At 28.8% G+C, this 23,591-nt stretch carries 23 protein-coding genes; 8 read left to right on the forward strand and 15 right to left on the reverse strand.

Going from position 1 to position 23,591, the window contains the following annotated elements; translation table 11 throughout:
* Positions 1 to 24: 24 nt before the first annotated feature.
* The gene (pdxA, locus tag EL235_RS04615) at positions 25 to 1,125 is read right to left on the reverse strand and encodes a 4-hydroxythreonine-4-phosphate dehydrogenase (RefSeq protein WP_114640395.1); all 1,101 of its coding nucleotides are present in this window, start codon (positions 1,123 to 1,125) and stop codon (positions 25 to 27) included.
* On the reverse strand, positions 1,122 to 1,889 hold the full coding sequence (locus EL235_RS04620) for a pyridoxine 5'-phosphate synthase (RefSeq protein ID WP_114640396.1): 768 nt from the start codon (positions 1,887 to 1,889) through the stop codon (positions 1,122 to 1,124). The genes pdxA and EL235_RS04620 overlap by 4 nt, the downstream gene beginning before the upstream one ends.
* A 55-nt stretch (positions 1,890 to 1,944) precedes the next feature.
* Between EL235_RS04620 and EL235_RS04625 the strand changes: the two genes are divergently transcribed.
* The 4 genes from EL235_RS04625 to EL235_RS04640 all read left to right on the forward strand — a co-directional run bounded on the left by EL235_RS04625 (position 1,945) and on the right by EL235_RS04640 (position 7,736).
* Positions 1,945 to 2,904: a Ppx/GppA phosphatase family protein gene (locus EL235_RS04625; protein WP_114640397.1), complete on the forward strand. Its 960-nt coding sequence runs from the start codon at positions 1,945 to 1,947 to the stop codon at positions 2,902 to 2,904.
* Positions 2,905 to 2,914: 10 nt separating this feature from the next.
* Complete coding sequence (locus EL235_RS04630) at positions 2,915 to 3,358, forward strand: GatB/YqeY domain-containing protein (RefSeq protein ID WP_039626376.1); 444 nt, start codon at positions 2,915 to 2,917, stop codon at positions 3,356 to 3,358.
* Positions 3,355 to 4,011: a DNA/RNA endonuclease G gene (locus EL235_RS04635; RefSeq protein ID WP_039626378.1), complete on the forward strand. Its 657-nt coding sequence runs from the start codon at positions 3,355 to 3,357 to the stop codon at positions 4,009 to 4,011. The genes EL235_RS04630 and EL235_RS04635 overlap by 4 nt, the downstream gene beginning before the upstream one ends.
* 176 nt (positions 4,012 to 4,187) lie before the next feature.
* Positions 4,188 to 7,736 carry a two-partner secretion domain-containing protein gene (locus EL235_RS04640; protein WP_164717493.1) on the forward strand — a complete coding sequence of 1,183 codons (3,549 nt, stop codon included), beginning with the start codon at positions 4,188 to 4,190 and terminating at the stop codon, positions 7,734 to 7,736.
* 25 nt (positions 7,737 to 7,761) lie between these two features.
* Here the strand turns inward: EL235_RS04640 and dnaK are convergent, their stop codons facing one another.
* Genes dnaK through EL235_RS04655 form a run of 3 tightly spaced genes read right to left on the reverse strand, consistent with a single transcriptional unit; the run spans position 7,762 to position 10,935 of the window.
* Complete coding sequence (gene dnaK / locus EL235_RS04645) at positions 7,762 to 9,624, reverse strand: molecular chaperone DnaK (RefSeq protein WP_114640400.1); 1,863 nt, start codon at positions 9,622 to 9,624, stop codon at positions 7,762 to 7,764.
* Positions 9,625 to 9,646: 22 nt separating this feature from the next.
* Complete coding sequence (grpE, locus tag EL235_RS04650) at positions 9,647 to 10,156, reverse strand: nucleotide exchange factor GrpE (protein ID WP_039626385.1); 510 nt, start codon at positions 10,154 to 10,156, stop codon at positions 9,647 to 9,649.
* Positions 10,153 to 10,935 carry an HrcA family transcriptional regulator gene (locus EL235_RS04655; protein ID WP_126340904.1) on the reverse strand — a complete coding sequence of 261 codons (783 nt, stop codon included), beginning with the start codon at positions 10,933 to 10,935 and terminating at the stop codon, positions 10,153 to 10,155. Before EL235_RS04655 ends, grpE begins: the two co-directional genes overlap by 4 nt.
* Before the next feature lie 239 nt (positions 10,936 to 11,174).
* On the opposite strand from EL235_RS04655, the gene EL235_RS08005 reads away from it, so the two are divergent.
* Positions 11,175 to 11,306: a hypothetical protein gene (locus EL235_RS08005; protein ID WP_256374638.1), complete on the forward strand. Its 132-nt coding sequence runs from the start codon at positions 11,175 to 11,177 to the stop codon at positions 11,304 to 11,306.
* Here the strand turns inward: EL235_RS08005 and EL235_RS04660 are convergent.
* Genes EL235_RS04660 through EL235_RS04680 form a run of 5 tightly spaced genes read right to left on the reverse strand, consistent with a single transcriptional unit; the run spans position 11,295 to position 15,759 of the window.
* Positions 11,295 to 11,924 (reverse strand): hypothetical protein, encoded by a 630-nt coding sequence (locus EL235_RS04660; protein ID WP_126340905.1) that lies wholly within the window; start codon positions 11,922 to 11,924, stop codon positions 11,295 to 11,297. The two genes, EL235_RS08005 and EL235_RS04660, sit on opposite strands and share 12 nt — an antisense overlap.
* The gene (locus EL235_RS04665) at positions 11,921 to 12,157 is read right to left on the reverse strand and encodes a hypothetical protein (RefSeq protein ID WP_039626390.1); all 237 of its coding nucleotides are present in this window, start codon (positions 12,155 to 12,157) and stop codon (positions 11,921 to 11,923) included. Before EL235_RS04665 ends, EL235_RS04660 begins: the two co-directional genes overlap by 4 nt.
* Complete coding sequence (locus tag EL235_RS04670; protein ID WP_039626392.1) at positions 12,141 to 13,193, reverse strand: DHH family phosphoesterase; 1,053 nt, start codon at positions 13,191 to 13,193, stop codon at positions 12,141 to 12,143. Before EL235_RS04670 ends, EL235_RS04665 begins: the two co-directional genes overlap by 17 nt.
* Before the next feature lie 9 nt (positions 13,194 to 13,202).
* Entirely contained in the window at positions 13,203 to 15,362 is a 2,160-nt protein-coding gene (gene flhA / locus EL235_RS04675; RefSeq protein WP_126340906.1) for a flagellar biosynthesis protein FlhA, read from the reverse strand.
* Positions 15,355 to 15,759, reverse strand: coding sequence for an Rrf2 family transcriptional regulator (locus tag EL235_RS04680; protein WP_039626396.1), 405 nt, complete (start codon positions 15,757 to 15,759; stop codon positions 15,355 to 15,357). The genes flhA and EL235_RS04680 overlap by 8 nt, the downstream gene beginning before the upstream one ends.
* Positions 15,760 to 15,939: 180 nt before the next feature.
* Here EL235_RS04680 and rpsO point away from each other — a divergent pair, with 180 nt between their 5' ends.
* Positions 15,940 to 16,212: a 30S ribosomal protein S15 gene (rpsO, locus tag EL235_RS04685; protein WP_012661650.1), complete on the forward strand. Its 273-nt coding sequence runs from the start codon at positions 15,940 to 15,942 to the stop codon at positions 16,210 to 16,212.
* 189 nt (positions 16,213 to 16,401) lie between these two features.
* Here the strand turns inward: rpsO and EL235_RS04690 are convergent, their stop codons facing one another.
* Genes EL235_RS04690 through ilvC form a run of 5 tightly spaced genes read right to left on the reverse strand, consistent with a single transcriptional unit; the run spans position 16,402 to position 20,510 of the window.
* Positions 16,402 to 17,295: an RsmB/NOP family class I SAM-dependent RNA methyltransferase gene (locus tag EL235_RS04690; protein ID WP_126340907.1), complete on the reverse strand. Its 894-nt coding sequence runs from the start codon at positions 17,293 to 17,295 to the stop codon at positions 16,402 to 16,404.
* Positions 17,282 to 17,668, reverse strand: a complete 387-nt coding sequence (gene ruvX, locus EL235_RS04695; RefSeq protein ID WP_126340908.1) for a Holliday junction resolvase RuvX — start codon at positions 17,666 to 17,668, stop codon at positions 17,282 to 17,284. Before ruvX ends, EL235_RS04690 begins: the two co-directional genes overlap by 14 nt.
* Complete coding sequence (locus EL235_RS04700; protein WP_126340909.1) at positions 17,665 to 18,432, reverse strand: DNA-processing protein DprA; 768 nt, start codon at positions 18,430 to 18,432, stop codon at positions 17,665 to 17,667. The genes ruvX and EL235_RS04700 overlap by 4 nt, the downstream gene beginning before the upstream one ends.
* On the reverse strand, positions 18,419 to 19,450 hold the full coding sequence (locus EL235_RS04705; RefSeq protein ID WP_232017380.1) for a divergent polysaccharide deacetylase family protein: 1,032 nt from the start codon (positions 19,448 to 19,450) through the stop codon (positions 18,419 to 18,421). The genes EL235_RS04700 and EL235_RS04705 overlap by 14 nt, the downstream gene beginning before the upstream one ends.
* Before the next feature lie 37 nt (positions 19,451 to 19,487).
* A complete protein-coding gene (ilvC, locus tag EL235_RS04710) occupies positions 19,488 to 20,510 on the reverse strand; it encodes a ketol-acid reductoisomerase (protein WP_012661655.1) in 1,023 nt (340 codons plus the stop codon).
* Positions 20,511 to 20,617: 107 nt separating this feature from the next.
* On the opposite strand from ilvC, the gene EL235_RS04715 reads away from it, so the two are divergent.
* Both EL235_RS04715 and holA read left to right on the forward strand, forming a co-directional pair.
* Positions 20,618 to 22,558 (forward strand): VacB/RNase II family 3'-5' exoribonuclease, encoded by a 1,941-nt coding sequence (locus EL235_RS04715; protein ID WP_126340910.1) that lies wholly within the window; start codon positions 20,618 to 20,620, stop codon positions 22,556 to 22,558.
* Positions 22,551 to 23,516, forward strand: a complete 966-nt coding sequence (gene holA / locus EL235_RS04720) for a DNA polymerase III subunit delta (protein WP_126340911.1) — start codon at positions 22,551 to 22,553, stop codon at positions 23,514 to 23,516. The genes EL235_RS04715 and holA overlap by 8 nt, the downstream gene beginning before the upstream one ends.
* Positions 23,517 to 23,591: the final 75 nt, after the last annotated feature.

Genomic DNA, 23,591 nt, shown 5'->3' on the forward strand with positions numbered 1-23,591 from the left:
TTAATGAATTAATTTTAGTAACTTTTACTTAGTTTTTTCTTTGATCTTTAAAAATTGCAAAGCAGATTTCACTGCTTGCATATAACTTTGTAAATTAATTTTTTCATTTTTATAAGCCCTATCATAAGCTGTTCCATGATCAACGCTAGTACGAATTATAGGTAAATTTAAACTCACATTAATACTTTTTTCAAAATACAAAGCCTTTAAAGGTGCTAAGCCTACATCATGGTACATACTGACTAAATACTTGCATTTACTTAACGCAAAAGGAGTGAAAGCACTATCAGCCACTAAAGGCTCACTTAAATAAATATTTTCCTTACAAGAAAGTTCTTTTTCTTTTTGACTTAAAAAATCTTCATTTTCTAAATTTTGCAAATTTAATGCACAATCTTTTAAAAATACATTTGCTATTCTTATGGCTTTTTTTATCTCTATCTCTTCTTCTCCACCTATTACGCCATTATCACTTGCATGAGGGTTAAAACTCAAAACTCCGATTTTCTTAAATAAAGTACATTGATAAAAATTAATTAAAAATTGCGCAAGCTCAAAAGCCTTAATCTCTTTAAAAACATCTCTTAAAGCCATATGCTCAGTATATAAAGCCACAAAAAGTTCATCACACCCTAACATCATAATAGCATCTTGTTTGAAAAAATCTCTTAGTGCCTCAGTATGACCTTTATAGCTCACTCCCCCCATTTGCCAAGTTTTTTTATTAATCGGTAAAGTTACTAAAGCATCTAAAAACAAATGCGTGCAATAACTAGCTCCTTCAAAACTTAAAAAAGAATAAGCTCCACTTTTAGCGTCTAAATTTGCAGGATTTAACTCAAAATCAAAATCAATAATTTTACTAGCTTGATATGAAAACTCATAAATTAAAAAATTTTCTTTTTCTTCTTTGAAACTAAATTGTGGTTTTGAAGCATTAGAAATTTCAACTAAATTGATTTTAGTTTTAGGATTTATTTTCAAAAGCTTATTTGCTTTTTGAAATAATTCATAATGTATAAAATAATAAGGCTCGCAAATTTTTACTAGCTCATCATGACAAGCCAATAAAATTTGCATACCTATGCCATTTAAATCCCCTATGCTTATAGCAATTTTTTTCATCTTTTAATCAAAGCTTTCATTTGCAATATAGCTTTTTCTAAGCCTACAAAAACCGATCTTGCAACTATACTTTGGCCTATATTTAACTCTTCTATTTCTAAAATATCTACAATATTTTTTACATTTTTATAATTAAGTCCATGTCCAGCCGCCACTCTTAAATTTAAACTCTTAGCCAAACTTGCACTTTCTCTTAATCTTTGGAGTTCATTTTCTAAAAGCTTTTTGAGTTCATTTTTACTTAAAATTAATTCAGGCAATGCATAAGAAGTTTGATTAATATTGGTATATAGCGCATTATAAATATTGGCATACAAACCTGTATGAAGCTCTATAAAATCAGCATTTAAAGAAGATGATTTTTTGATATCTTCTAAATTTGGATCAATAAACAAAGAAACTTCGATTTGCTCTTGCTTTAAAGCTTTAATAGCTTCTTGTAGTTTTTCATTATCTAAATTTAAACCACCTTCTGTTGTAAGTTCTTGTCTTTTTTCAGGTACTAAAGTAACGCGTGAAGGCTTATATTTTAAAGCATATTCTATCATATCAATAGAACATTCTAAATTCACTACACATTTGCAATATTTTAAGATATTATCTAAATCAAACTCATTAGCATGGCGACGATCTTCTCTTACATGAATAGTAATTTGATCAGCTAAATTTGCACTCAAAATAGCAGCTTCAAGTAAATCAGGATCATTTACTTTTCTAGCTTCTCTTAAAACTGCTATATGATCAATATTAACCCCTAAAAGCATAAGTTTTCCTTATAAGTTTTTTGCTATTATACTTTAAATTTTTTAAGGAGAGCTAGTGCTAGGTATTGATATGGGTTCAAATACATTAAGAGCTGTTTTAATGGATGAGAAATTTAATAAACTAAAAAGTGAAGAATTTATCATAGGGGCAGCTAAAAATATGCAAAATGATATCATTAGCGATGAAGCCATAGAAAGAATTTTTAATGCTTTAAAAATCTTAAAAGAAAAAAACTATAACTTAAGTCAAGCCAAAGCAGTTGCTACAGCTGCTTTTAGAAAAGCAAAAAATACTGAGTTTATTTTTGAAAAAATTCAAAAAGAATTTAAACTCAATGTAAAATTAATCGATGCAAAAACCGAAGCAAAACTAAGTATTTTAGGTATGCAAGAGCGTCTTAAAACTCTTAAACTTTTTAGAAAAGACTTAAACTATTGTGATTTAGGTGGTGCTTCTTGTGAAATTTCAAATGATAAGTTTAGCAAAAGTTATGATTTTGGAATTATTAGTTTTTATGAAAGAATGCATTTTAAAGCCATAAAACCAAGTGCTTATGTAAGATTTTTTAAAAAATACCCGCAAAATCTTGCGCGTATTAAAGATGAAAAATTAAAAATTCATCTAAGCCCCTACCCTGCACATTTAAAGCAACTTGCCTTAAAAGCTTTTGATCTTAGTAAAGATTTAAAATTAAAAGGAAATTTTTTCATACTAAATTCAGGAGTACCTACTACACTTTGTGCATATAAACAAAACATAAAATACAAAGATTACTTAGAAGAAAGTGTAAATGGTAAAATACTCAAACGTAAAGATTTTTTTGATTTTGCATTAAAAATTTGGAATTTAGAACAAGAAAAAGCTAAAATTTACCTTGGAGAAAACAGAAAAAAATACCTCATAGCAGGCTCAATGATACTTTTTGCTTTATTTAATAAACAAAAGCTCATTGTAATTGATGATGGTGTTAGAGAAGGTGTGTGTATAGCACATTTTAAAAATATCAAATTTTAAAGGAGAAAAAATGAGTTTAAAAGATCAAATTTTAGAAGATATTAAAGAAGCTATGCGTAATAAAGATGATTTTAAAAGAAACACTTTAAGAACGCTTAATGCTAGCTTTAAACAAATAGAAGTTGATGAAAGAATCACACTTGATGATGAAAGAATATATAAAATCATTGCGAGTGAGATTAAAAAACGAAACGAAGCTGCGCTTGCTTTTAGCAAAGGCTCTAGAGAAGATTTAGCACAAAAGGAACTCCAAGAAGTAGCTATTTTAAGTACTTATTTACCAAAACAACTTAGTGATGAGGAATTAGAAAGTGAGCTTAAAAAACTTATAGAAAAATTACAAATTAGCTCTTTAAAAGAACAAGGTATATTAATGAAAGAAGCTAAAGTAATTTTTGGTGCAAGCGTTGATGGTAAAAGACTTAATGAAATGGTAAGAAAGCTTTTAGCATGAAAAAATTTCTAACACTTTGTGCTTTAGCTTTAAGCTCTTTTGCTTATACTCAATATGAACTACACCCTAGCTTTAAAGAGTATTTTAAAGATTGCTCTTTATTGATGGATAAATATTATTATATTAATTGTTATGATTATAATTATAAAGGCACTAAGGCTATTGCTTATAAATTAGAAGCTAAAATTTTAAATCAAGGACACATCAAAAAACGTCCAAGATTTCAAGATGATACCAACATACCCAAAAAATACAGAACTTATTGGGAAGATTATCTAAGAAGTGGTTATACAAGAGGGCATGTCGTGCCAAATCAATCCATGAATGCAACCCCACAAGCCCAACTTAGCACTTTTCTAATGAGTAACATAACTCCGCAAAAAAAAGATATCAATGCAGAAATTTGGAATGAAATCGAACAAAGAGAAAGATATTTAGCAAAGAAAAATAAAGAATTAGAAGTCTTAAATTTAGTACTTTATGATGATAAGCCAAAACGCATTAAAAACAACATAGCCATTCCTAGTTTTTATGTCAAAATTCTTAAGGCTAAAAATTTCAGTGAATGCTATAAAGTGCCAAATAATGATAATTTTGCAAGATTTGATAGAAATTATTTTAAGGAAGATTGTAGAAAATATATCAAATACTAGCACCATTCACTTAAGCACTTCTTTATAAATATAATATTAATATACATAAATTTTTATTAAAGGATTTATTATGTTAATATTTATTCCACGGGGGGGGGGAATCGAATAATTTTGATTTAACTTCTTCTTGTAAAAAACTTTCAAAACAAATTCTTCTTTCAAATATAGTAGCATCTTTGCTCTTTTCATCTTCTTTTGCTTTACCTAGTGGAGGTAAATTTACTCATGGCACTAGTGGGAGTATAAACAAACCAAATGATAAAACTATGAATATCATAGGTAATGGAAAAAACTCTATCATACAATGGGGTGGTGGTTTTAATATAGGTAAGGGTGAAAGTGTAAATTTTGGAGGTAAAAGCCAAAACTACCTAAACATTGCTCATGGAACAAGTAAATCTACTATAGAAGGGTTATTAAATGCAAATGGCAAAAATGTCTTTTTAATTAATCCTAATGGAGTAATCATTACTAAAACAGGAACTATCAATGCTAATCGCTTTGTGGCTTCGACTTCGTCGATGGATAGTAGAAGTATGCAAGAGTTTGCAGATGGAAAACTTGCTTATAATACTTTTTCCCCTGTGTTTAAACCACATAAAGCAGGTAATGTAGTAAATATGGGTAATATTAATGCTAATGATGTATTACTTATAGGAAATAAGGTAAGTATAGATGGTGGCCATATCAATGGCAAACATAATGATGGTGTTAGTGATGAAGCTTTAAAAAATCCAAGTGGTAATACAGCTAATAAAATTCATTTGGTGGGGAATGAAGTCAATATATTAGTAGATGGAATTAAATCAGATTCTATTATAGCTAGTGCTTATGTAAAAGGATCACTACAGCAATCTACTACATCTTATTATAACTATGACAATAATATAGGCAAACTTAACTTTATTACTCAAGAATATGACAACATAGATAAAACAAATTTAGGTAATAAAAAATTAGTAACTAAAGATAAATTTGAAAAACACGCAACTATAGGTTCTGATATAGATTGGTGGCATTTTGCTAAAGGGTGGAATGAAAATAAAAATAATATGAGGGTTTTTTTCGATACCTATAAACTAGTAGATGATATAGATTTTGGGGCTAATTGTAAAAATGGAGTATGCAGTGGTCAAAACTATGCAAATTATTGCATAGATGGACTTGGTTGCACTAGTATGATAGTTGGTAGAATTTATGATAGTCCATTTACCAAAACATTTGATGGACAAGGGTATACTTTAAGTAATATTAATATAGATACAACTGTAGGTGAAATTAAAGACAAGCCTCTATATGTAGGTATATTTGGTCTTGCTAAAGGAGCAAGCTTTAGTAATATTAATATTGATTATATGAATGGTGGAATAAATGCAAGTAGTAGTTATGTAGGTGGGTTTATTGGCATTATAGATAGTGGTATTTATAGTTCTATAACTATAAACAACATAAAAGAAATTAATAATAATGATAAATCATACACTACTTCTGTAGGTGGGTTTGCTGGATGGATTAATGAAGGAACATTTTGCAATATTAGTATAAATAAAATCAATAAAATATATAATACAGGAGAAGAGTCTTTTACAGGTGGGTTTGCTGGATGGATAAATTATAGTAATCCTTATTTTGAACAAATAATTATAAACAATATAGACTCAATAAAATCTGAAAGTGATAGTATTAATGTACCTACTACTTCATCTGGTGGGTTTGCTGGATGGATTGGTGGTGGTAAATATAATAGTATAGCAGTTATGGGTGTAGATGAAATTATAGCAATAAGTACGTATAATGGTATTTCTGGTGGGTTTGCTGGATGGATTGGTGGTGGTAAATATAATAATATAGCAGTTATGGGTGTAGATGAAATTATAGCACATCGTTTTGATTCACTGAAGAATTATGGAAGTACATTATCGGCAGGTGGGTTTGCTGGAGATATATCTGGCGCAAATTCTGATTTTTCATCTATAACACTAAATAATATAGAAAACATTACAGCAAATAGTAAATCTACATGGGGGGAAGTTAATTCTGGTGGGTTTGCTGGAAGTATTTATAGTGGAAAATTTAACAAGATATCTTTAAATCATATTCAAAATATTAAAAGCTCATATACTCCAGAAAATGAATATGAATGGTCTGCAAAACAAGTAAATGCTGGAGGTTTTACTGGGCGGATTTATCAAGGAAATCTTGAGAATATATCTATATACGATGTAAAAAATATTCACGCTATTAATAATGCTCAATATTCTGGAAGTGACATTGAAAGTAGTGGTTCTCATGCGGGTGGATTTATCGGTTATATTGGTCTTAATCTTTATAATCATGATTCTAAATTTAATAATATTTATATGTATTTTACTCCTAACTCTATTATTAAATCAGAAAGTAAGCTTAATGAAAACTATGCTGGTAAATTTGCAGGTCGAATTAGTGTGAGTAATAATAATACAAACCCAGATATTTCTAAGATTCGCATTTATCATCACAAAAAAGACTTAACTAATGCAACAGCTGATCAAAAATATTGGGGCAATGAAATCCAACTCCATCCTTATGATGATAATAATCAAGGTTATATAGATTTTAAAACAGCGACTTTGGCAGCTTTAAATGGCCTAAAGGAAATAGATTGCGGTGCTGGTAGGAAATGTTTAGTTTTTACAAATGATTTTAAAATAGAAGATATTATCAATGAACAAGCCACTTTAGATACGGATGATATTATAAGCAAAAATGATTTAGAAGAACAAATCATAGCTGATTTAAAAGATAAATTCTATATAGTGAATATAAATATCTTAGATGAGTTATTAAAAGCTTATAGCAAGATTGATAAAAACAATCCTACTTCTAAAGCAGAGTTTTTAGCTAATTATCTTTTAAGTAAAGATAAATATCCAGATGATAAAGAAAGACTTGATATAGCTCATTCTATGATTCAAAGCTTAGACTTTTTACTAGCTTATCAAGATAATGGCTTAAGTGAAGCTAGTGATGATAAATTTGCAAACAAAGATACTAAAGACACTAACATTGAAGTCACAAGTAAAGTTGTTGAAGTTTATAATCAAACTAATGCTAATAAAGACCAAGTAAATCACTTTATCCAAACTACTTTGAACAACAAGGTAAATTCAATCAACGAGGCTAATAAGAATTTTAGTGAGAAAAACTACTATGAAGAAATCAATACATTAGCCTTAGCTTATAATAAATATGTAGAATTAATCAATAAAGGTTTAGCAAATAAAAATGATCAAGCTTTTAAAGATATTAGCAATAAATTATTTGCTTTAATAGCTCAAGCACAAGGTGAAACCAAAACTATAGAAGAATTAATTAATAGCTTTGAAAGTTTAAAAACACAAGCAAGTGAAAAATCTAACGGACATTTTATTGTTGAAGGAGATTTGCAAGCTTTAAATATACCTTATCCTATATTAGCTTCTATCAAAGATAATAACAATGGTAGTGGTGAAATAGATAAGCCAGAAAAACCTATTGATCCAATTGAGCCACCAATAGATAATAAACCAGATTTTTCTTTAAGTTTTGAACAAAGTTCTACTTTTAACTCTATAGGTAATGATAGTTTAGATGATGAGGAAGAACAAGAAGAAATAGAAGAAGCTTCTATGAATCAAAAAGGTAAAACCTGTATAGTAAGCGATAATTATAGAACTATGAATCCTTGTGTGGTTGGAAGTTTTTAAGTGCACAAGAATGTGCACTTAAATTTTACTCAACTTCAGCATCGATTACATCATCGTCTTTTTTCTTTTGAGCGTTTGGTTCTTCTTTTTTATACATATTTTCTGCTAATTTATGAGAAACTTCACTTAAAGCTTTCATTTTGCCTTCGATTTCTTCTTTAGAAGCATTAGCATTTTTCAATGTCTCTTTTAACTCATCTAAAGCTTTTTGAATATTTGCTTTATCATCATCACCTACTTTATCTCCAAGCTCACTTAAGGATTTTTCTACTTGATGTACTAAGCTATCAGCAGCATTTCTAGCTTCTACTGCTTCTTTGCGTTTTCTATCTTCTTCTTTGTGAAGCTCTGCATCTTTTACCATGTTGTTGATTTCTTCTTCACTTAGTCCGCTTGAACCTGTGATTTTAATCTCTTGAGCTTTACCTGTAGCTTTATCTTTTGCACTAACTGTTAAAATACCATTTGCATCAATATCAAAAGTTACTTCAATTTGTGGCATACCGCGAGGTGCTGGTGGAATTCCTTCAAGATTGAAATTTCCTAAAGATTTATTATCACGGCTAAATTCTCTCTCACCTTGTAAAACATTGATAGTAACTGCGCTTTGATTATCTTCAGCAGTTGAGAAAACTTGCTCTTTTTTAGTTGGTATAGTTGTACCTTTTTCGATGATTTTAGTCATCACCCCACCTAAGGTTTCAATACCCAAAGAAAGTGGAGTAACATCAAGCAATAATACATCTTTAACATCACCTTTAATAACCGCACCTTGAATTGCCGCACCTATTGCAACAACTTCATCAGGATTTACTGATTTATTAAGCTCTTTTCCAAAGGCTTTTTTAACTTCTTCTTGTACTAGTGGAACACGAGTAGAACCACCTACCATAACAATTTCTTTTACTTCGCTTTTGTCAAGTCCTGCATCTTTTACTACTTCGTTAATCTTACTAATAGTTTCAGCGACCAAACCATCAATCATACTTTCAAATTTAGCTCTTGTTAGAGTTTTAGTTAAGTGTTTTGGACCACTTGCATCAGCTGTAATAAATGGTAAGTTGATATTAGTTTCATTCGCTGAACTTAATTCTTTTTTGGCATTTTCAGCTGCTTCTTTTAATCTTTGTAAAGCCATTACATCGTTTTTAAGATCAATACCTGTTTCATCTTTAAACTCATTTGCTAAAAAGTCGATTAATTTATTATCAAAATCATCACCACCTAAAAATGCATTACCACCAGTTGCTAAAACTTCTACAACATTATCACCTGTTTCAAGCACGGTAACATCAAATGTACCACCACCTAAATCATAAACTACAATTTTTTCACTTTCTTTTTTATCAAGTCCATAAGCCAAAGCTGCTGCAGTTGGTTCGTTAATAATTCTTAATACATTCAATCCTGCAATTTGCCCTGCTTCTTTTGTAGCTTTTCTTTGTGCATCATTAAAATACGCAGGAACAGTAATAACCGCATCTTCTACTTTTTCACCCAAGAAAGCCTCTGCATCTTCTTTTAATTTCATTAAAACTTTTGCTGAAATTTCTTGTGGAGTATAAATTTTACCTGCTATTTCAATCGCACAAGCTCCATTTCTTTCTGTGATATGATAAGGTAAGCGATTTTTAGCTTCTTTTGCTGCTTCTTCATTGATCATCAAACCCATAATTCTTTTTATAGAATAAATAGTTTTTTCAGGATTAGTCACAGCTTGACGCTTAGCGCTATCTCCAACTAAAACTTCACCTTTATCTGTAAAAGCAACTACCGAAGGAGTAGTATTTTTACCTTCTTTATTTGGGATAACTTTACTCTCACCTCTTTCATACACGCTCACACAAGAATTTGTTGTACCTAAATCTATACCTATAACTTTTGCCATTTTTTATCCTTTTTATTAAATTTTATTTTGCAACACTAACTTTTGCTGATCTAATTACCCTATCATTCATCATATAGCCCTTTTGTAAAAGTTGGACGATATGATTGCTTTCATGATCAGCACTTTCAACATGAAACATTGCTTCATGCAAATTTGGATCAAACTCACCATTTGTTTCTATAACTTTAACCATATGTTTTTCAAGTTTTTTCAAAAGCAAGTCTAAAGTGTTTTGAACCCCTTCTTTGATTTTTAAACTTAACTCATCATTAGCTTCTACATTAATAGCCGCCTCCAACGCATCAACTACATCAAGCAAATCTTTAGCAAAACTTTCATTTGCATAAATTGTTGCTGAAATTTTTTCTTTTTCCATTCTTTTTTTGATATTTTCAAATTCAGCATTTGCTCTTAAATAAGTATCTTTTAACTCATTATACTCTGCTTGAAGTTTTTCTAATTCATTGTTTTGACTTTCTGAATTTTCCACTGCTTCTTCTTGTATTTGCTCATTTTGCTTTTCTTCGCTCACGCAGCCTCCTTTATAATATTTAACATTGTTTTAAAATCAGAATACACACTACCGGCAAAAACCACATTAGATTCTTTACCTAAAAATGTACTCTTAAGCTTTAACCCCATAAAACCCTCTTCAAATAAAGGATCAAATTGCAATTTATCGTTAAAATAAAATCCAATTTGGGGAGATAAAAGCTTAGCAAATTCATCATTTTGATAAATTTGATAAGCTTTACTCTCATTATATCTATAATAAACCATAGCTTCTTTTAACATAGTTATTTTCTTTAACAACTCTTTAAACTCAACCTTAAAAGCCAAATTTTCAATACTTTTTAGATCAAGTCCTACAAGTCTTTGTAAAAAAATCAAACTATCTTGACTAAATCTTAAAACCAACTCATTTTGTCCAAAATCAAGTATGATAAATTTATCATTAACCTTGGCAATATCTTGCAAAATAAGCTCATCGCCACCATAAACTAAGGTATAAATTTCAAACTTATCAAGCAAAAACTCTAACAAGGCAAGATCATTAATCACAATCTCATTTTCGCAAAGTTGCTCATACCAATAAGCCTTCATAGCACTAAAAGTTGGTATGCGACCACTGCTAATATGAAGTTGTGTTAATACACCTTCATCACTTAATTTTTTAAAATAAACTCTTATAGTAGAAGCAGGTATGCTAACTTTATGATTTAACTCATTAGAACCCACAGGATTATTACCCTCTAGATAGGTCTCAATGATGGTTTTTAAAATTAAATCTTTTTTACTATAAGACTTCACTACAAAACCTTAGTTATTTATTTTAGCACTCAATGTTTTTAAGTGACAAAATAATTATACAACTTTAGTATAATAATGTCAAGTTATTTTTAAATAAAAATATTTAAAATTATTTAGTCTATATAACTAAAGTTTATTTAGCCATTTACATATAATATATAAAAACTTATTTTTCAGTTTTTTTAAAAGAAAAGATAATATAATTACATCTAGCAATATTTTTTAAAAGGTTTATAATAATGAAAAATCTTACTTTAAGAGAAAAGCAAGATCTTGAAGCTTATGTGTTCTCTAACATAGAAAGAAAAAAAATGGCTTTAAGTAGAATTTTAAAGTTATATTATTTAAGATTTTTTAGATTAGTTTTTTAATTTATATTTTCTCATACCCTCTTTTGTAAAGGATAAGTCTTTAAAATCAGGGGATGAGATTAACTCCATACAAGTTTTATCCAAATTTTCCATTCCGCTTATTTGCATACTAGCTTGTAAATTTTCATCTAAATATAAATCAAAAATTACGCAAGCTTGATCATTAACCTTATAAAGAATTTTTCCACCTTTTTTCTCATCTAGTTCATATGCTTGCAATTTATCGTTTTTACTCATTTTCTTAATTTCATTTGCAAAAGATTGATGTAAAGTATAATAAATCATAAAATCGCGCATAATATTTTTAATATCAGCAATTTCTTTTTTTAGTTTTGATAAATCTTTAGTGTATAAACTTATAAATTGCGTATTTAAGTACTCATTTAGACTTTTTTCGTTTAAATTTTCACACAATGGATAAATTTTAACCACATAAGCCTTATCTTTAGTAAGCACTATATCCACACAAGCTTGTTTATTTTGTTTGTATTCTAAAAATAAAGCTTGACTTGAACTTAAATTTAGCGTGTTTTGTTTATTGTAAGCAAAATCACTTAAATCTTCATAGATATTTGCATAAGAAAAAATTCCCACAAAAAGCAATAATAAAATTTTCATTCAAACAAATCTTTATGATGATTTTTTAAGTATTCTACTACTTCTAAGATCTCATCAACTCCTTCTTTTTGAGTATTTTGACAAACCTCATCAATACAATCAATATAAAGTCCAATTGCTTTTTCTAATTTTGCTCTTTTTACCCCGGCAAACAAAAGCATTGCCTCTAAAACTATGCTTAATTCATATTGTAAATTTTCTATTTCTTCTTTAAAATCATGATTTGTTTTCATTATTTTCCTTTAATTCTTTGCTTTTAATTAAATCAACAAATTGTGCTTTTATGAAATCATAATTAGAGCTATCTTTGTATGTAGTAAATAATCCACCACTAGCATTTTTATGCCCTCCCCCATTGACCAAGTTTTTAGCCATCAAACTCACATCAATTTTATTATTTGCTCTAAAACTTAAGGTTTTTCTTGAACTAAGATCAACAAAAAAATCAAAATCAGGATTTTGCATTAAAAAATCATTTCCAATTACAGAAGTATTGCCTATATTTGAAGTTAATAAACCTTTACTTCCTTTATAAAATACACTAAATTTTTCTTTATTTACACTTAGTTTTTCTACTACGAATTTAGAAATTAAATTGCTTAAGGTGTCATCATTTTCTTTTTTAAAAAAAGATTTTTTTAAGCCATGCAAATCATCATCTAGATTAATATGAGCATTTTTTTGATGAATATATTTTCTACAAACATCAAAAAGATAAAAAAGATATTTGATATTTTCTTGTGCAAACATTACTCTATTGATTTCTTTTGCACCAGAAACCATACCAAGTAATACTTTTCCAAGTTCAAAATTCTCATCTTCACTCAACCAAATATCTACTGCATTTACTACATCTACAAATTCCGATAAAGCCTTATCTTCACCGTAACATTTACTAAAAAAATCATAAACAATCTTAGTGGCACATCTTTTGTCATCTAAAAAATACCAAGGATATTTTTGCATACACTCTAATCCACTTTGATGATGATCTAAAAGTAAAAGTTTAATTTTTTTGCCTTCTATGGCTTTTTGAAAATCTTCACATTGACTTAATGTTAAATTTAAATCTGTGATTAAAATCACAAACTCATCATTAGGATTTTGCTTTAAATCTTCCTCTATATTTTTAAAAATTACATTAAAATTTTCATTAATCTCTTTACCATAATTAGAATTATAAAAATAACAATTTTTAAAATAAAAATCTAGCACATACTGACAAGCATAGCCATCTAAATCCGTATGTGAAAGATGATAAATTTTCATATTTTTCCTTTATAAATTATCAACTTTTATGATACCTTCTGTTTCAAATTTGGTATTTTCTGCAATCTCAGCAAAACTTAAGACCGTAATATTGATACCAAAATTAGAACAAATATCAGCAATGAATTTTCTAAGTTGCGGCTCAACACAAAGCAAGAAAGGTTTAATTCTCGTATTTGCCACACTTGCAAGTTCAGCTTTTAAAGCTTCTACTAAAGCGCCAGTTTGAGCTACATTTATCATTAAATGATACGAACCATCTTTAAACTGCACATGCTCCATTAATTTTGCAGCCGCAGCAGCATCAAAAATATAAAAACTAATTTGTCCTTTTTCATCCACATATAAATTTGTAATTGCTCTTGCTAAAGAAGCTCTTACATGCTCAATAATCATATCCAAACTCTTACTTACTTCAGCTATATCGCTAATTGATTCTAAAATCGTAAGCATATCTTTAATAGGAATATGCTCTTTAAGTAAAGCTTTTAAAACTTTTTGAATCAAACCTATACTAGCAACTCTTAAACAATCATCTACTACAATAGGATAATCATTTTTGATTTTATCCAATAAATTTTGTACCTCTTGTTTAGTTAAAAGCTCTGAAGCATTAGCTTTTATAAGCTCACTCATATGGGTTGAAATCACACTTGCTGGATCAATTACAATATAACCATTTAGTGTTGCCTCATCTTTCAAAGATGATTCTATCCATAAAGCATCAGAATTAAAGGCAGGTTCTTTAGTAGCTATACCCTCGATAGGTTCAGTGATAAATCCACTATCCATAGCTAGATATTTATCTGGATAAATTTCAGCACTAGCTATACCTACACCTTTGAGTTTAAAAGTATATTCATTTGGTTTTAATTGTAAATTATCTCTAATTCTAATTTTTGGCATTAAAAAGCCTAAACTTTGAGCTATATTGCGTCTTGTTGATCTAATACGCTCTGTTAATTCACTTTCTGCTAATTTAATAAGTCCATAGCCTAATTCTAGTTCTAAAATTTCTAATTTTAAAATATCTGTGATTTTGTTTTCTTCTTCTTTTAAAATTTCTTCCTCGCTGCGTTTTTGAGGCTTAGTTTGCTCTTGCTCATCAGCTTCTTGGGATTTTTTAGCCGAAATTGTATTGATTTGAATTTTACCTTCTTGCACTTGCTTTATCATATAACCAAGTCCTAAAAACACTAAAGCCATAAAGCCCAAAGAAAAATGCGGTAAACCAGGTACTAAAGCAAAAATAAATAAAACAAAGCCTACAATTAATAGTGTTTTGTATTCTCCCAAAAGCTGATTAATAGAACCTTCAGCAAAATTATCCTCATCTTTACTAGCACGCGTAATAATAATTGCAGTTGCTGTTGAAGTGATAAGTCCAGGAATTTGAGAAACAAGTCCATCACCTATTGTTAATATAGTATAAGTTGAAGCACATTCTCCAAGCTCCATATCATGCTGAAAATAACCTATCATAAATCCACCAATTAAATTTACAATGGTGATAATAATCCCAGCAACAGCATCCCCTTTTATAAATTTAGAAGAACCATCCATCGCTCCATAAAAATTTGCTTCAGCTATGATTTCTTGGCGTCTTGCGCGTGCAGTTTTTTCATCAATCAAACCTGCATTTAAATCCGCATCAATAGCCATTTGCTTACCTGGCATTGCATCAAGGGTAAATCTTGCTTGAACCTCAGAAACCCTTGTACTACCTTTGGTTACAACCATAAAATTAATCAAAACCAAAATACAAAAAACAACCATACCTATAACATAATTACCACCAACAACAAATTCTCCAAAACTTGCCACTATATCACTAACAGCAGTTGGACCTTGATGACCCTCACTCAAAATCATACGTGTTGTAGCAATATTAAGTGAAAGTCTAAAAAGTGTGATAATCAAAATCAGCGTTGGAAAAGTCGTTAAATCCGTAGGCTTTGGAATATATAAAGAAATTAAAATAATTAAAACCGAAATCGCAATACTTAAAGCAAGAAAAAAGTCTAAAACCATACTCGGCAAAGGTACTATAATAATTGCTAAAATAGCAATTATTACAGCTACTATGGTTAAACTTTTTGCCTTTAAAATAGGTGCAACAAGCGGAGCAACCCAAGGCAATACCAAGCTAAAAATATCTCTTTTAGCCATTATTTTGAATAATATCCTCTAAAGTAATAGAAACTAAAAAATCATCTATTTTATTTTGAAGTTTCACTAAAACAGGCATAATTTTGCAATTATCTTCTTTTTGAGAAGGACAAATTCCATTGCTACATTCAAAAACATTAATGGATTTTTTCTCTACGCTATTAATAATTTCTTTTAAAGTGTATTCACTTGGCTTTTTAACAAGCATAAATCCACCTTTAGCACCCTTATAGGATTTCAAAAGTGTGTCTTTAGCAAGAGCTTGTAAAATTTTCGCTAAAAAACTTTTAGGAATATCCAAAACACTTGACATAGTATCTACATCTTGTGGTTCTTGAGATTTTGCTATATAAATTAAAGACAATAAAGCATATTCGCTAGCTTTGGTAAATAACATTTGTTCCTTTCAAGTTATAAATATAATATATTATTTGATTTATTGATAAAAATTTTTATTATATCAAAAATAAGTATCGATAAATATTAAATTTCATATTTTTTAAAATTCAGCATTTTTTTTGGTTTTTTAGTTATAATTACAGCTTTTAATCTAATAATACCGCTCAGGAGGTCTATTATGGCTTTAGATTCGGCTAAAAAAGCAGAAATAGTTGCAAAATTTGCTAGAAAAGAAGGAGATACAGGCTCTCCAGAAGTTCAAATCGCACTTTTAAGTGCAAGAATTTCAGATTTAACAGAACACTTAAAAATCTACAAAAAAGATTTTTCTTCTCGTTTAGGTCTTTTAAAGCTTGTTGGTCAAAGAAAAAGACTTTTATCTTATCTAAAAAGAAAAGATTATCAAGCTTATTCTAAATTAATCAGCGAATTAAACTTAAGAGATAAATAAGCCTAGCGCTTATTTATCTCTTATATATCTTTTGTTTTATTTATTTACTACTATTTTAATTTAAGCTTTCAAAATTTTGATACTTTATTCACAAGAGTTTCACAGTGTGAATTTAGCATCTAAGCACCTAAAAATAGTACTTTAAGTTTTATAAATAAAAATATTTTTCACATTTAAATTTATTGATTTTTAATGTTTTTTCACTTTTGCTATAAAAAACCCATCCGCGTAGTCATCTGGCAAAACTCTTTTGGCAAATGATAAATCAAATTCATCACTCTTTGCACATATAAAATTAACATTAGACAAATTAAAATCAAGTAATTCTAAATTAAATTTTTCATTTCTTAATGCATTTTCTAAAACTGCTTCATTTTCTTCTCTTAAAAATGTACAAGTACTATACACTAATTCTCCACCATGTTTTAAAGCTAGCAATGCTGAGTGTAAAAGTTTTTTTTGTAAATTTGCAATTTGCTTAATTTCTTTTGTATTTTTTTGTATTTCAAAACCCATTTTTGCAAAAGTTGAGCAAGGCGCATCAAGTAAAATTTTATCAAATTTCAAAGGACAAGCCTTGCCTATAGTGCGTGCATCTTTTAAAAAGCATTTTACAATTTTAACTTGATAATTTTCCATAGTAGCTTTTAATGTAAAAAAGCGTGTTTTGGATAATTCACAACTTGCCAAATAACCTTCATTTTGCATAAAATTAGCCAAATTTAGGCTTTTACCACCAGGAGCTGCACACATATCTAATACATTCTCACCAGCCTTAACACCTAAAGTTTTAGCGCATAAATACGAAGAATAATTTTGTATATAAAACTTACCCTCATTAAAAGCTTTCATTGAGCTTAGTTTGCTTTTGAAGATACTTGGAATTTTATAACAATTCAGATCAATTTTTTCAAATTCTATATTTTCATTATTTAAAATTTCTTCTAATTCATCATTATCAATAAGCAAGGAATTTCTAAAAATATTAATATATTTTTCTTGATTAAAACTTTGAAGGATTTGTTCTTTTTGCTCTTTTGTATAAATTTCATCTAAAGCTGTATTTAAATCAAGCAAGGCCATAAAAATCCTTTAAAAACAAATACGCAGCTAAAGAATCAAGCTTGCCATCTTTTTTCTTTAAATTCACCATGCCAAGTTCTTGTGCATTTTTAGAACTAAAACTCTCATCGACAAAAAAAACTTCTTTGTCAAAATCAAGTAAAGATATGAAATGTTCTACCCTTTTTCGCATTTCATCCTCACTAGATCCACCTAAAGGAACTCCTACTACTAAAGTATTGATATCATACTCTTTGATGTATTTTTTTACTTCATTTGCTGCTTGATTACGATTTTTTCTAATAATAGCTTCAAGTGGCATAGCTATACTTTTATTAATACACAAAGCAACACCAATGCGTTTTAAACCTATATCTAATGCTAAAGTTTTCATAAACAAGCTCTTATTTTCACTCCAGATATTTCTACCAAACCCTCAAGTTCATATTCATAAACTCTATCACCAAATTTTTTTAAAACTTTTTCTAAATCATCTTCATGTTTTAAAAAACTTAATAAATCATCACAACCTTCCTCACAATGAAGCCCTCCAAACATTTTTACAAATTCATCAAAATCATGAATTAAATTTGCCTTTTTTGTTGCTAAAAGCAAATTTGTTCCTTCGCTTTCATTTTTCCTATGAGGTAATACATATATAGGTTTATTCATACCTAAAGCAAGTCTTGCACTTTGCATAGAACCACTTTTTAAATCAGCTTGTGCTATTATAACAACCTCACTTAAAGCTATAACAAGTCTATTTCTTAATAAAAAATCATAGGGTTTTGCCTTATAATTTCCTTCATTTTCACTTAAAGCCAAAGCATTTTCATAAATATTTAAAATTTCATTTGTGTTTGCTTTTGGATAAATCTCATCAAGCCCATTAGCAAATATAGCTATGGTTTGAGGATAGGCTATTTTAGCTGCTTGGATATCCACCCCTAAAGCCCCGCCACTTACTACACAAACCTTAGCTTTTTTTAACAAAGTCACTAATTCAACAAGACAATTTTTAGTATAAACACTCATTTTTCTAGAACCTATAATAGCCACTTTTCTAGCATTTAAAAGCTCTAAATTGCCTTTATAATAAATCTTTGAAGGCGGATTTAAAAGATTTTTAAAATCTTCAATATTCTCAATAAATTTCATTTAAATACACAAGCTCAACTGAATTTAACAAATCTTTACTTTGCACCAAGGCCTTAAAAGTCTTTTCTCTTGGATGACCAATAGCGATAGCAAAACCTTTCTTTTTTGCCTCATCTATTGCTTGTTTGAGTTGGTTTTTAATATATGCTATATTATCTTCATTATCTAAAAAAACATCTCTAGCTATATAAGGCTGATTAAACTGACTTGCTAAGTTTTTAGCTTTAGAATTTCCTATGGTTCTTGAATCAACAAAAATAAAATCATTTTGTTTAAAAGCACTAAATAATTTTTCCATAGCTTGCTTATTTGCAGTAAATAAACTTCCTGTATGGTTGTTAATAAATTTTACTTTTGGAAATTGCTCTTTTACAAAAGCTACGCGCTTGCTTATTTTTTGCATATCATCACTAGGGTGTAAAGTATTTAATTCTGCCTTGTCATATTTTATAGCAGCAAGAGGCAAATGCACCATAAAAAAGTCAAAATCTCTTGCAAACTCAGCCGTATAAGGATGGCGTTTATCAGGTGGAAAAAAAGATGGGATTAATTTTAAATTTGTTTTTTTAAGCATATCTACATGAGTGTGACTTGCCATATCATCTATAATAATTGCTAGACGAGGCTTGGTATTTTTTTGCACTAGGATTTGAGTTTTATTATCCTCGTTTTTATCTGATATATTTTGCTCTTCGTTGTTTAATTCTTTGCTTGCATTTTGATCTATTACTTCTAAAATTAAAGTTTGATTATCCTCTTTAGTTTGATTTAACTCTGTATTTATAGGATTTAAATTTAAAATTTCACTAATATTCTTATCTAAAAATTCTAATTTTTCATTTTCTAAAGTCAAATTTATATCATTAAAACTAAAATTGCTTTCTTGCTCTTTTGTGGGTGGCAATGGTTCTTTTTTAATTATGGTTTGATTATAGTCTAAGGTTTTATTTTCTTCTTTTTTTAAAAACAAAGCTCCAAATGCAAAAAGAAAAATTCCAAACACGATAAGACAAAGCACTAGAAGCACTTTGTATTTTTTATTTATAGCTTTCAAATTAGTTTTTGTCTTTATCAACTAATTTTTTAGCACTAATCCAAGGCATCATAGCGCGAAGTTCGCGTCCTGTTTTTTCTATCAAAGAATCATTCATTAATTTACGCTCTGCGTGCATTCTTGCAAAATTCGCTCTTCTTTCTAAGATAAAATCTTTAGCAAAACTTCCATTTTGTATGTCTTTTAAAACACCTTTCATAGCCTCTTTAGTTTCTTTGGTAATAATCTTAGGCCCTGTGATATAATCTCCATATTCAGCTGTATTAGAAACAGAATATCTCATATCAGCAATACCGCCTTGATAAATCAAATCCACAATTAATTTCATTTCATGTAAACACTCAAAATACGCCATTTCAGGTTCATACCCTGCTTCAACTAAGGTTTCAAAACCAGCTTGGATTAAAGCACTAAGTCCTCCACAAAGCACTGCTTGCTCACCAAATAAATCTGTTTCAGTTTCAGCTTTAAAAGTCGTTTCTATAATACCTGTTCTACCACCACCTATAGCACTAGCATAACTTAAAGCTAAATTTTTAGCATTTTTACTTTCATCTTGGTGGATAGCAATTAAACAAGGAGTACCCCCACCTATACTAAATTCATGTCTTACAGTATGACCAGGAGCTTTAGGAGCTATCATAATCACATCTATGCCTTTTGGAGCAACAATCTGTCCATAGTGGATATTAAATCCATGTGCAAATGCTAGAGTTTTACCTGCCTTTAATTCAGGCTTAATTTCTTCATTAAAAATTTCACTTTGAATTTCATCAGGAGCTAAAATCATAATCAAATCTGCTTCTTTAGTGGCTTCTTTTACGCTTTTTACTATAAAATTTGCTTTTTGAGCTTTTGCCCAACTTTGTCCACCCTCTTTTAAGCCTATGATCACTTCTACACCACTATCTCTTAAATTCATAGCATGAGCATGACCTTGAGAGCCAAAACCTATAATAGCTACTTTTTTTGATTTTATTAAATTAATATCACAATCTTTATCATAATAAATTGATACAGCCATTATGCACTCCTAAAATTAAAATTAAAGCAAAGATTATAACTAAAAAATATAAATTTAATCCTTTTATGATAAAATTTAAGTTTTGAAAAATTACTATAAAGAGTCTTATGAAAGAATTATTTAATCAACTAAGTTATGGTCTAAATGCCAATGAAATTACCAATAAAAACAAGCAAATCATTAGAGAATTATTAACTTGTGATATTATTAAATTTTATAAAAATAAATACTATTTAAAAGATGGCTTTACTTTTGGTAAGATTGATATTTCTGTTAATGGAACAGGATTTTTAGAAAGTTTTGATCCTGCTTTTAAGCGTGATTTACTCATAGAAAATAAAAATTTAAAAGGAGCAAATTATGCTGATATAGTTGTGGCAAAATTACTCCCTCTTAAAAAAAAGCGCCCAAGCGCTAAAGTTATTTTAATACTTAAAAGAGCCCACGAAACTTCTTTGGTTATGACTAAAAAATACGGAGAAGCAGTCCTTGGAGTAAATATTCAAACAGGACTTACATGTGTCTTAAAAGCCTCTCAAAAATCTTTAAAAGCTCTGCCTTTAGGAACTATTTTAAAAATAGAAAATCATGATAATAATATCACTGAAGTGATAGGGCATATTGATGATGATTTTGTAGATGAAAAAATTTCCTTAGCACTTTTTAATAAAAATGCAATTTTTGATAATTTATGTGAAAATGAAGCAAAAGCCTATGGAGATAAAGTTGATGCAAGTATGTATCCATCAAGAAAAGATCTTAGAAATTTAAATTTTTGCACCATTGATCCAATTGATGCAAAAGATTTTGATGATGCAATTTATTATGATAAAAATGAGCATGCTATTTATGTAGCTATAGCTGATGTAAGCGCTTATGTGCATGCTTATAGTGCTATTGATAAAGAAGCAAGATCAAGGGGTTTTTCGATTTATTTTCCTCATATTGCTATACCTATGCTACCAAGAGCTTTGAGTGAAAATATTTGCTCACTAAAACCTAATGAAGATAGGTTGGCATTTTGTTTTAAAATAAGTTTAGATCAAAATAATGAAGTGGTTAAAGAGGAGCTTTTTGAGGCTATTATTAACTCAAAACGCCGTTTTAATTATGATGAAGTTGATGAGTATTTACAAACACAAGAAGATTTAGGCGCAATCAATTGGCTTTATGAGGTTTTTAAAATCACTCAAAATTTACGAAAAAAACGATTAAAAAATGCTTGTGAGTTTAAAACCCAAGAGCTAAGAATGACTTTAGATGAAAATAATAAACTCATAAAAACACGCCTTGAAAATGACACAGCCTCGCATAATTTAATCGAAGATTGCATGCTTTTAGCTAATAAAGCTGCAGCAAAACTCATTGATATAGGAGTTTTTAGAAATCACTTAAGTCCTGATTATAAAAAAATAGATCAATTACTAGCTGATCTTTCAACACTTAGTATAGATATTAATCCTAAAAATAATGTCATAGAATTATTTAAAGACATTCAAGTCTTAGCAAATGAGCTAAATATAAGAGAAGAAGTAGATAAACTCATCATCAAAGCACAAAAAAAGGCAGAATATTCTAGTGAAAATGCGGGACATTTTGGCTTAGGTTTTGATAAATATACCCACTTTACAAGCCCTATTAGAAGATATTCTGATCTTATTTTGCATAGACTTTTAAAGGCTAAAATCAACAATGATGAAAAAATGTTTAATTATTTACTTTTAAATATACAAAGTACTTGTGAGGAATTAAGCTTACTAGAAAGAGAAGCAGATAAAGTTGCTTGGCATTTCATGGATAGAAAATTTGCAAGATGGGCAAAAGAAAATATAGGAAAAAGATTTAAAGCTTTGGTGGTAGAAAACCAAAGTTCATTACAAGTAAAATTAAATGATGATATTAAAGGAGCTTTGATTACTATCATAGGTTCAAGGGCAAATTTATTAGAAAATGTGGAAATAGAAATCACTGAAGTAGATATTGTTAGTGCTAAAATTTTTGGCAAAATCACCAAGCATTTTAGTTTAGAAAGAAACCAAAATGTATAAAAATCAACTCCAAAGCTTACTTAATAGTAATAGTTTTCCTAATTTTTTCTTACTTTATGGAGCAGATAATTTCCAAATAGAGCTTTATGCTAAATTTATTAAAGATAAATACTCTTTTGATGAGAGTTTAAGATTTTATTTTGAAGAATATGATTTTAAGCAAGCTTATGATTATTTATCTAGTGCTTCTTTATTTAGCGAGAGAAAACTACTAGAAATCAAAACTCAAAAGAAAATCCCAAGTAAAGAACTCAAGCAACTTTTACAACTTTGCCAAAATTCGCAAGATAACTATTTTTTACTTGAAATTTATGATGAAGGCTCCAAGCAAAGTGAAGCGGAGAAAATTTTTGCTAATAATTTTTGTAGATTTTATAAAGTAAATTCAGCTAAAGAAGGTATGGAATTATTAGCTTTAAAAGCTAAAGAGTTAAATATTAACATCACTCAAAATGCCCTTTATGCTCTTTTTTATAATTTTAATGAAAATTTATATTTAGCAGCTAATGAGTTAAATAAATTTAATGGTTTAAATATCGATGAAAAAATCATTCAAGAGCATTGTTATAGCTTAAGTACCATTAGTTTTGAAAGTTTTTTTGATAAACTGATGCAAAAACAAGATTTAAGAAATGAACTTGAAAATATTTTAGAAAATTATAATGAAATAGCACTGATTAACGCCTTATATGCAAATTTTTCTAGACTTTTTAAAATTGCATTACATGTTAAAATTTATGGAAATTTAGATTTAAAAGAAATTTTAGGCTATGCTCCGCCTATTTCTGTGGCACAAAATCTTCAAAAACAAGCTCTTACGATCAAAATATCACAATATAAAAATATCTTTTTAATACTTTGTAATTGCGAATATGAATTAAAAAAGAATTCTAAAATAGAAAAAAAAGAATTTTTAATCGCAACACTTTTACAACTTAGCTCCATATTGAAAAGTTAAATTAAGAAAACTTATGGTAAAATAAAATTTGCATTTTATGCAAAATCCTTGCCTAAAAAATTTTAGGCTTTATAT

The sequence above is a fragment of the Campylobacter lari genome, from assembly GCF_900638335.1.
GTDB lineage: Bacteria > Campylobacterota > Campylobacteria > Campylobacterales > Campylobacteraceae > Campylobacter_D > Campylobacter_D lari_E.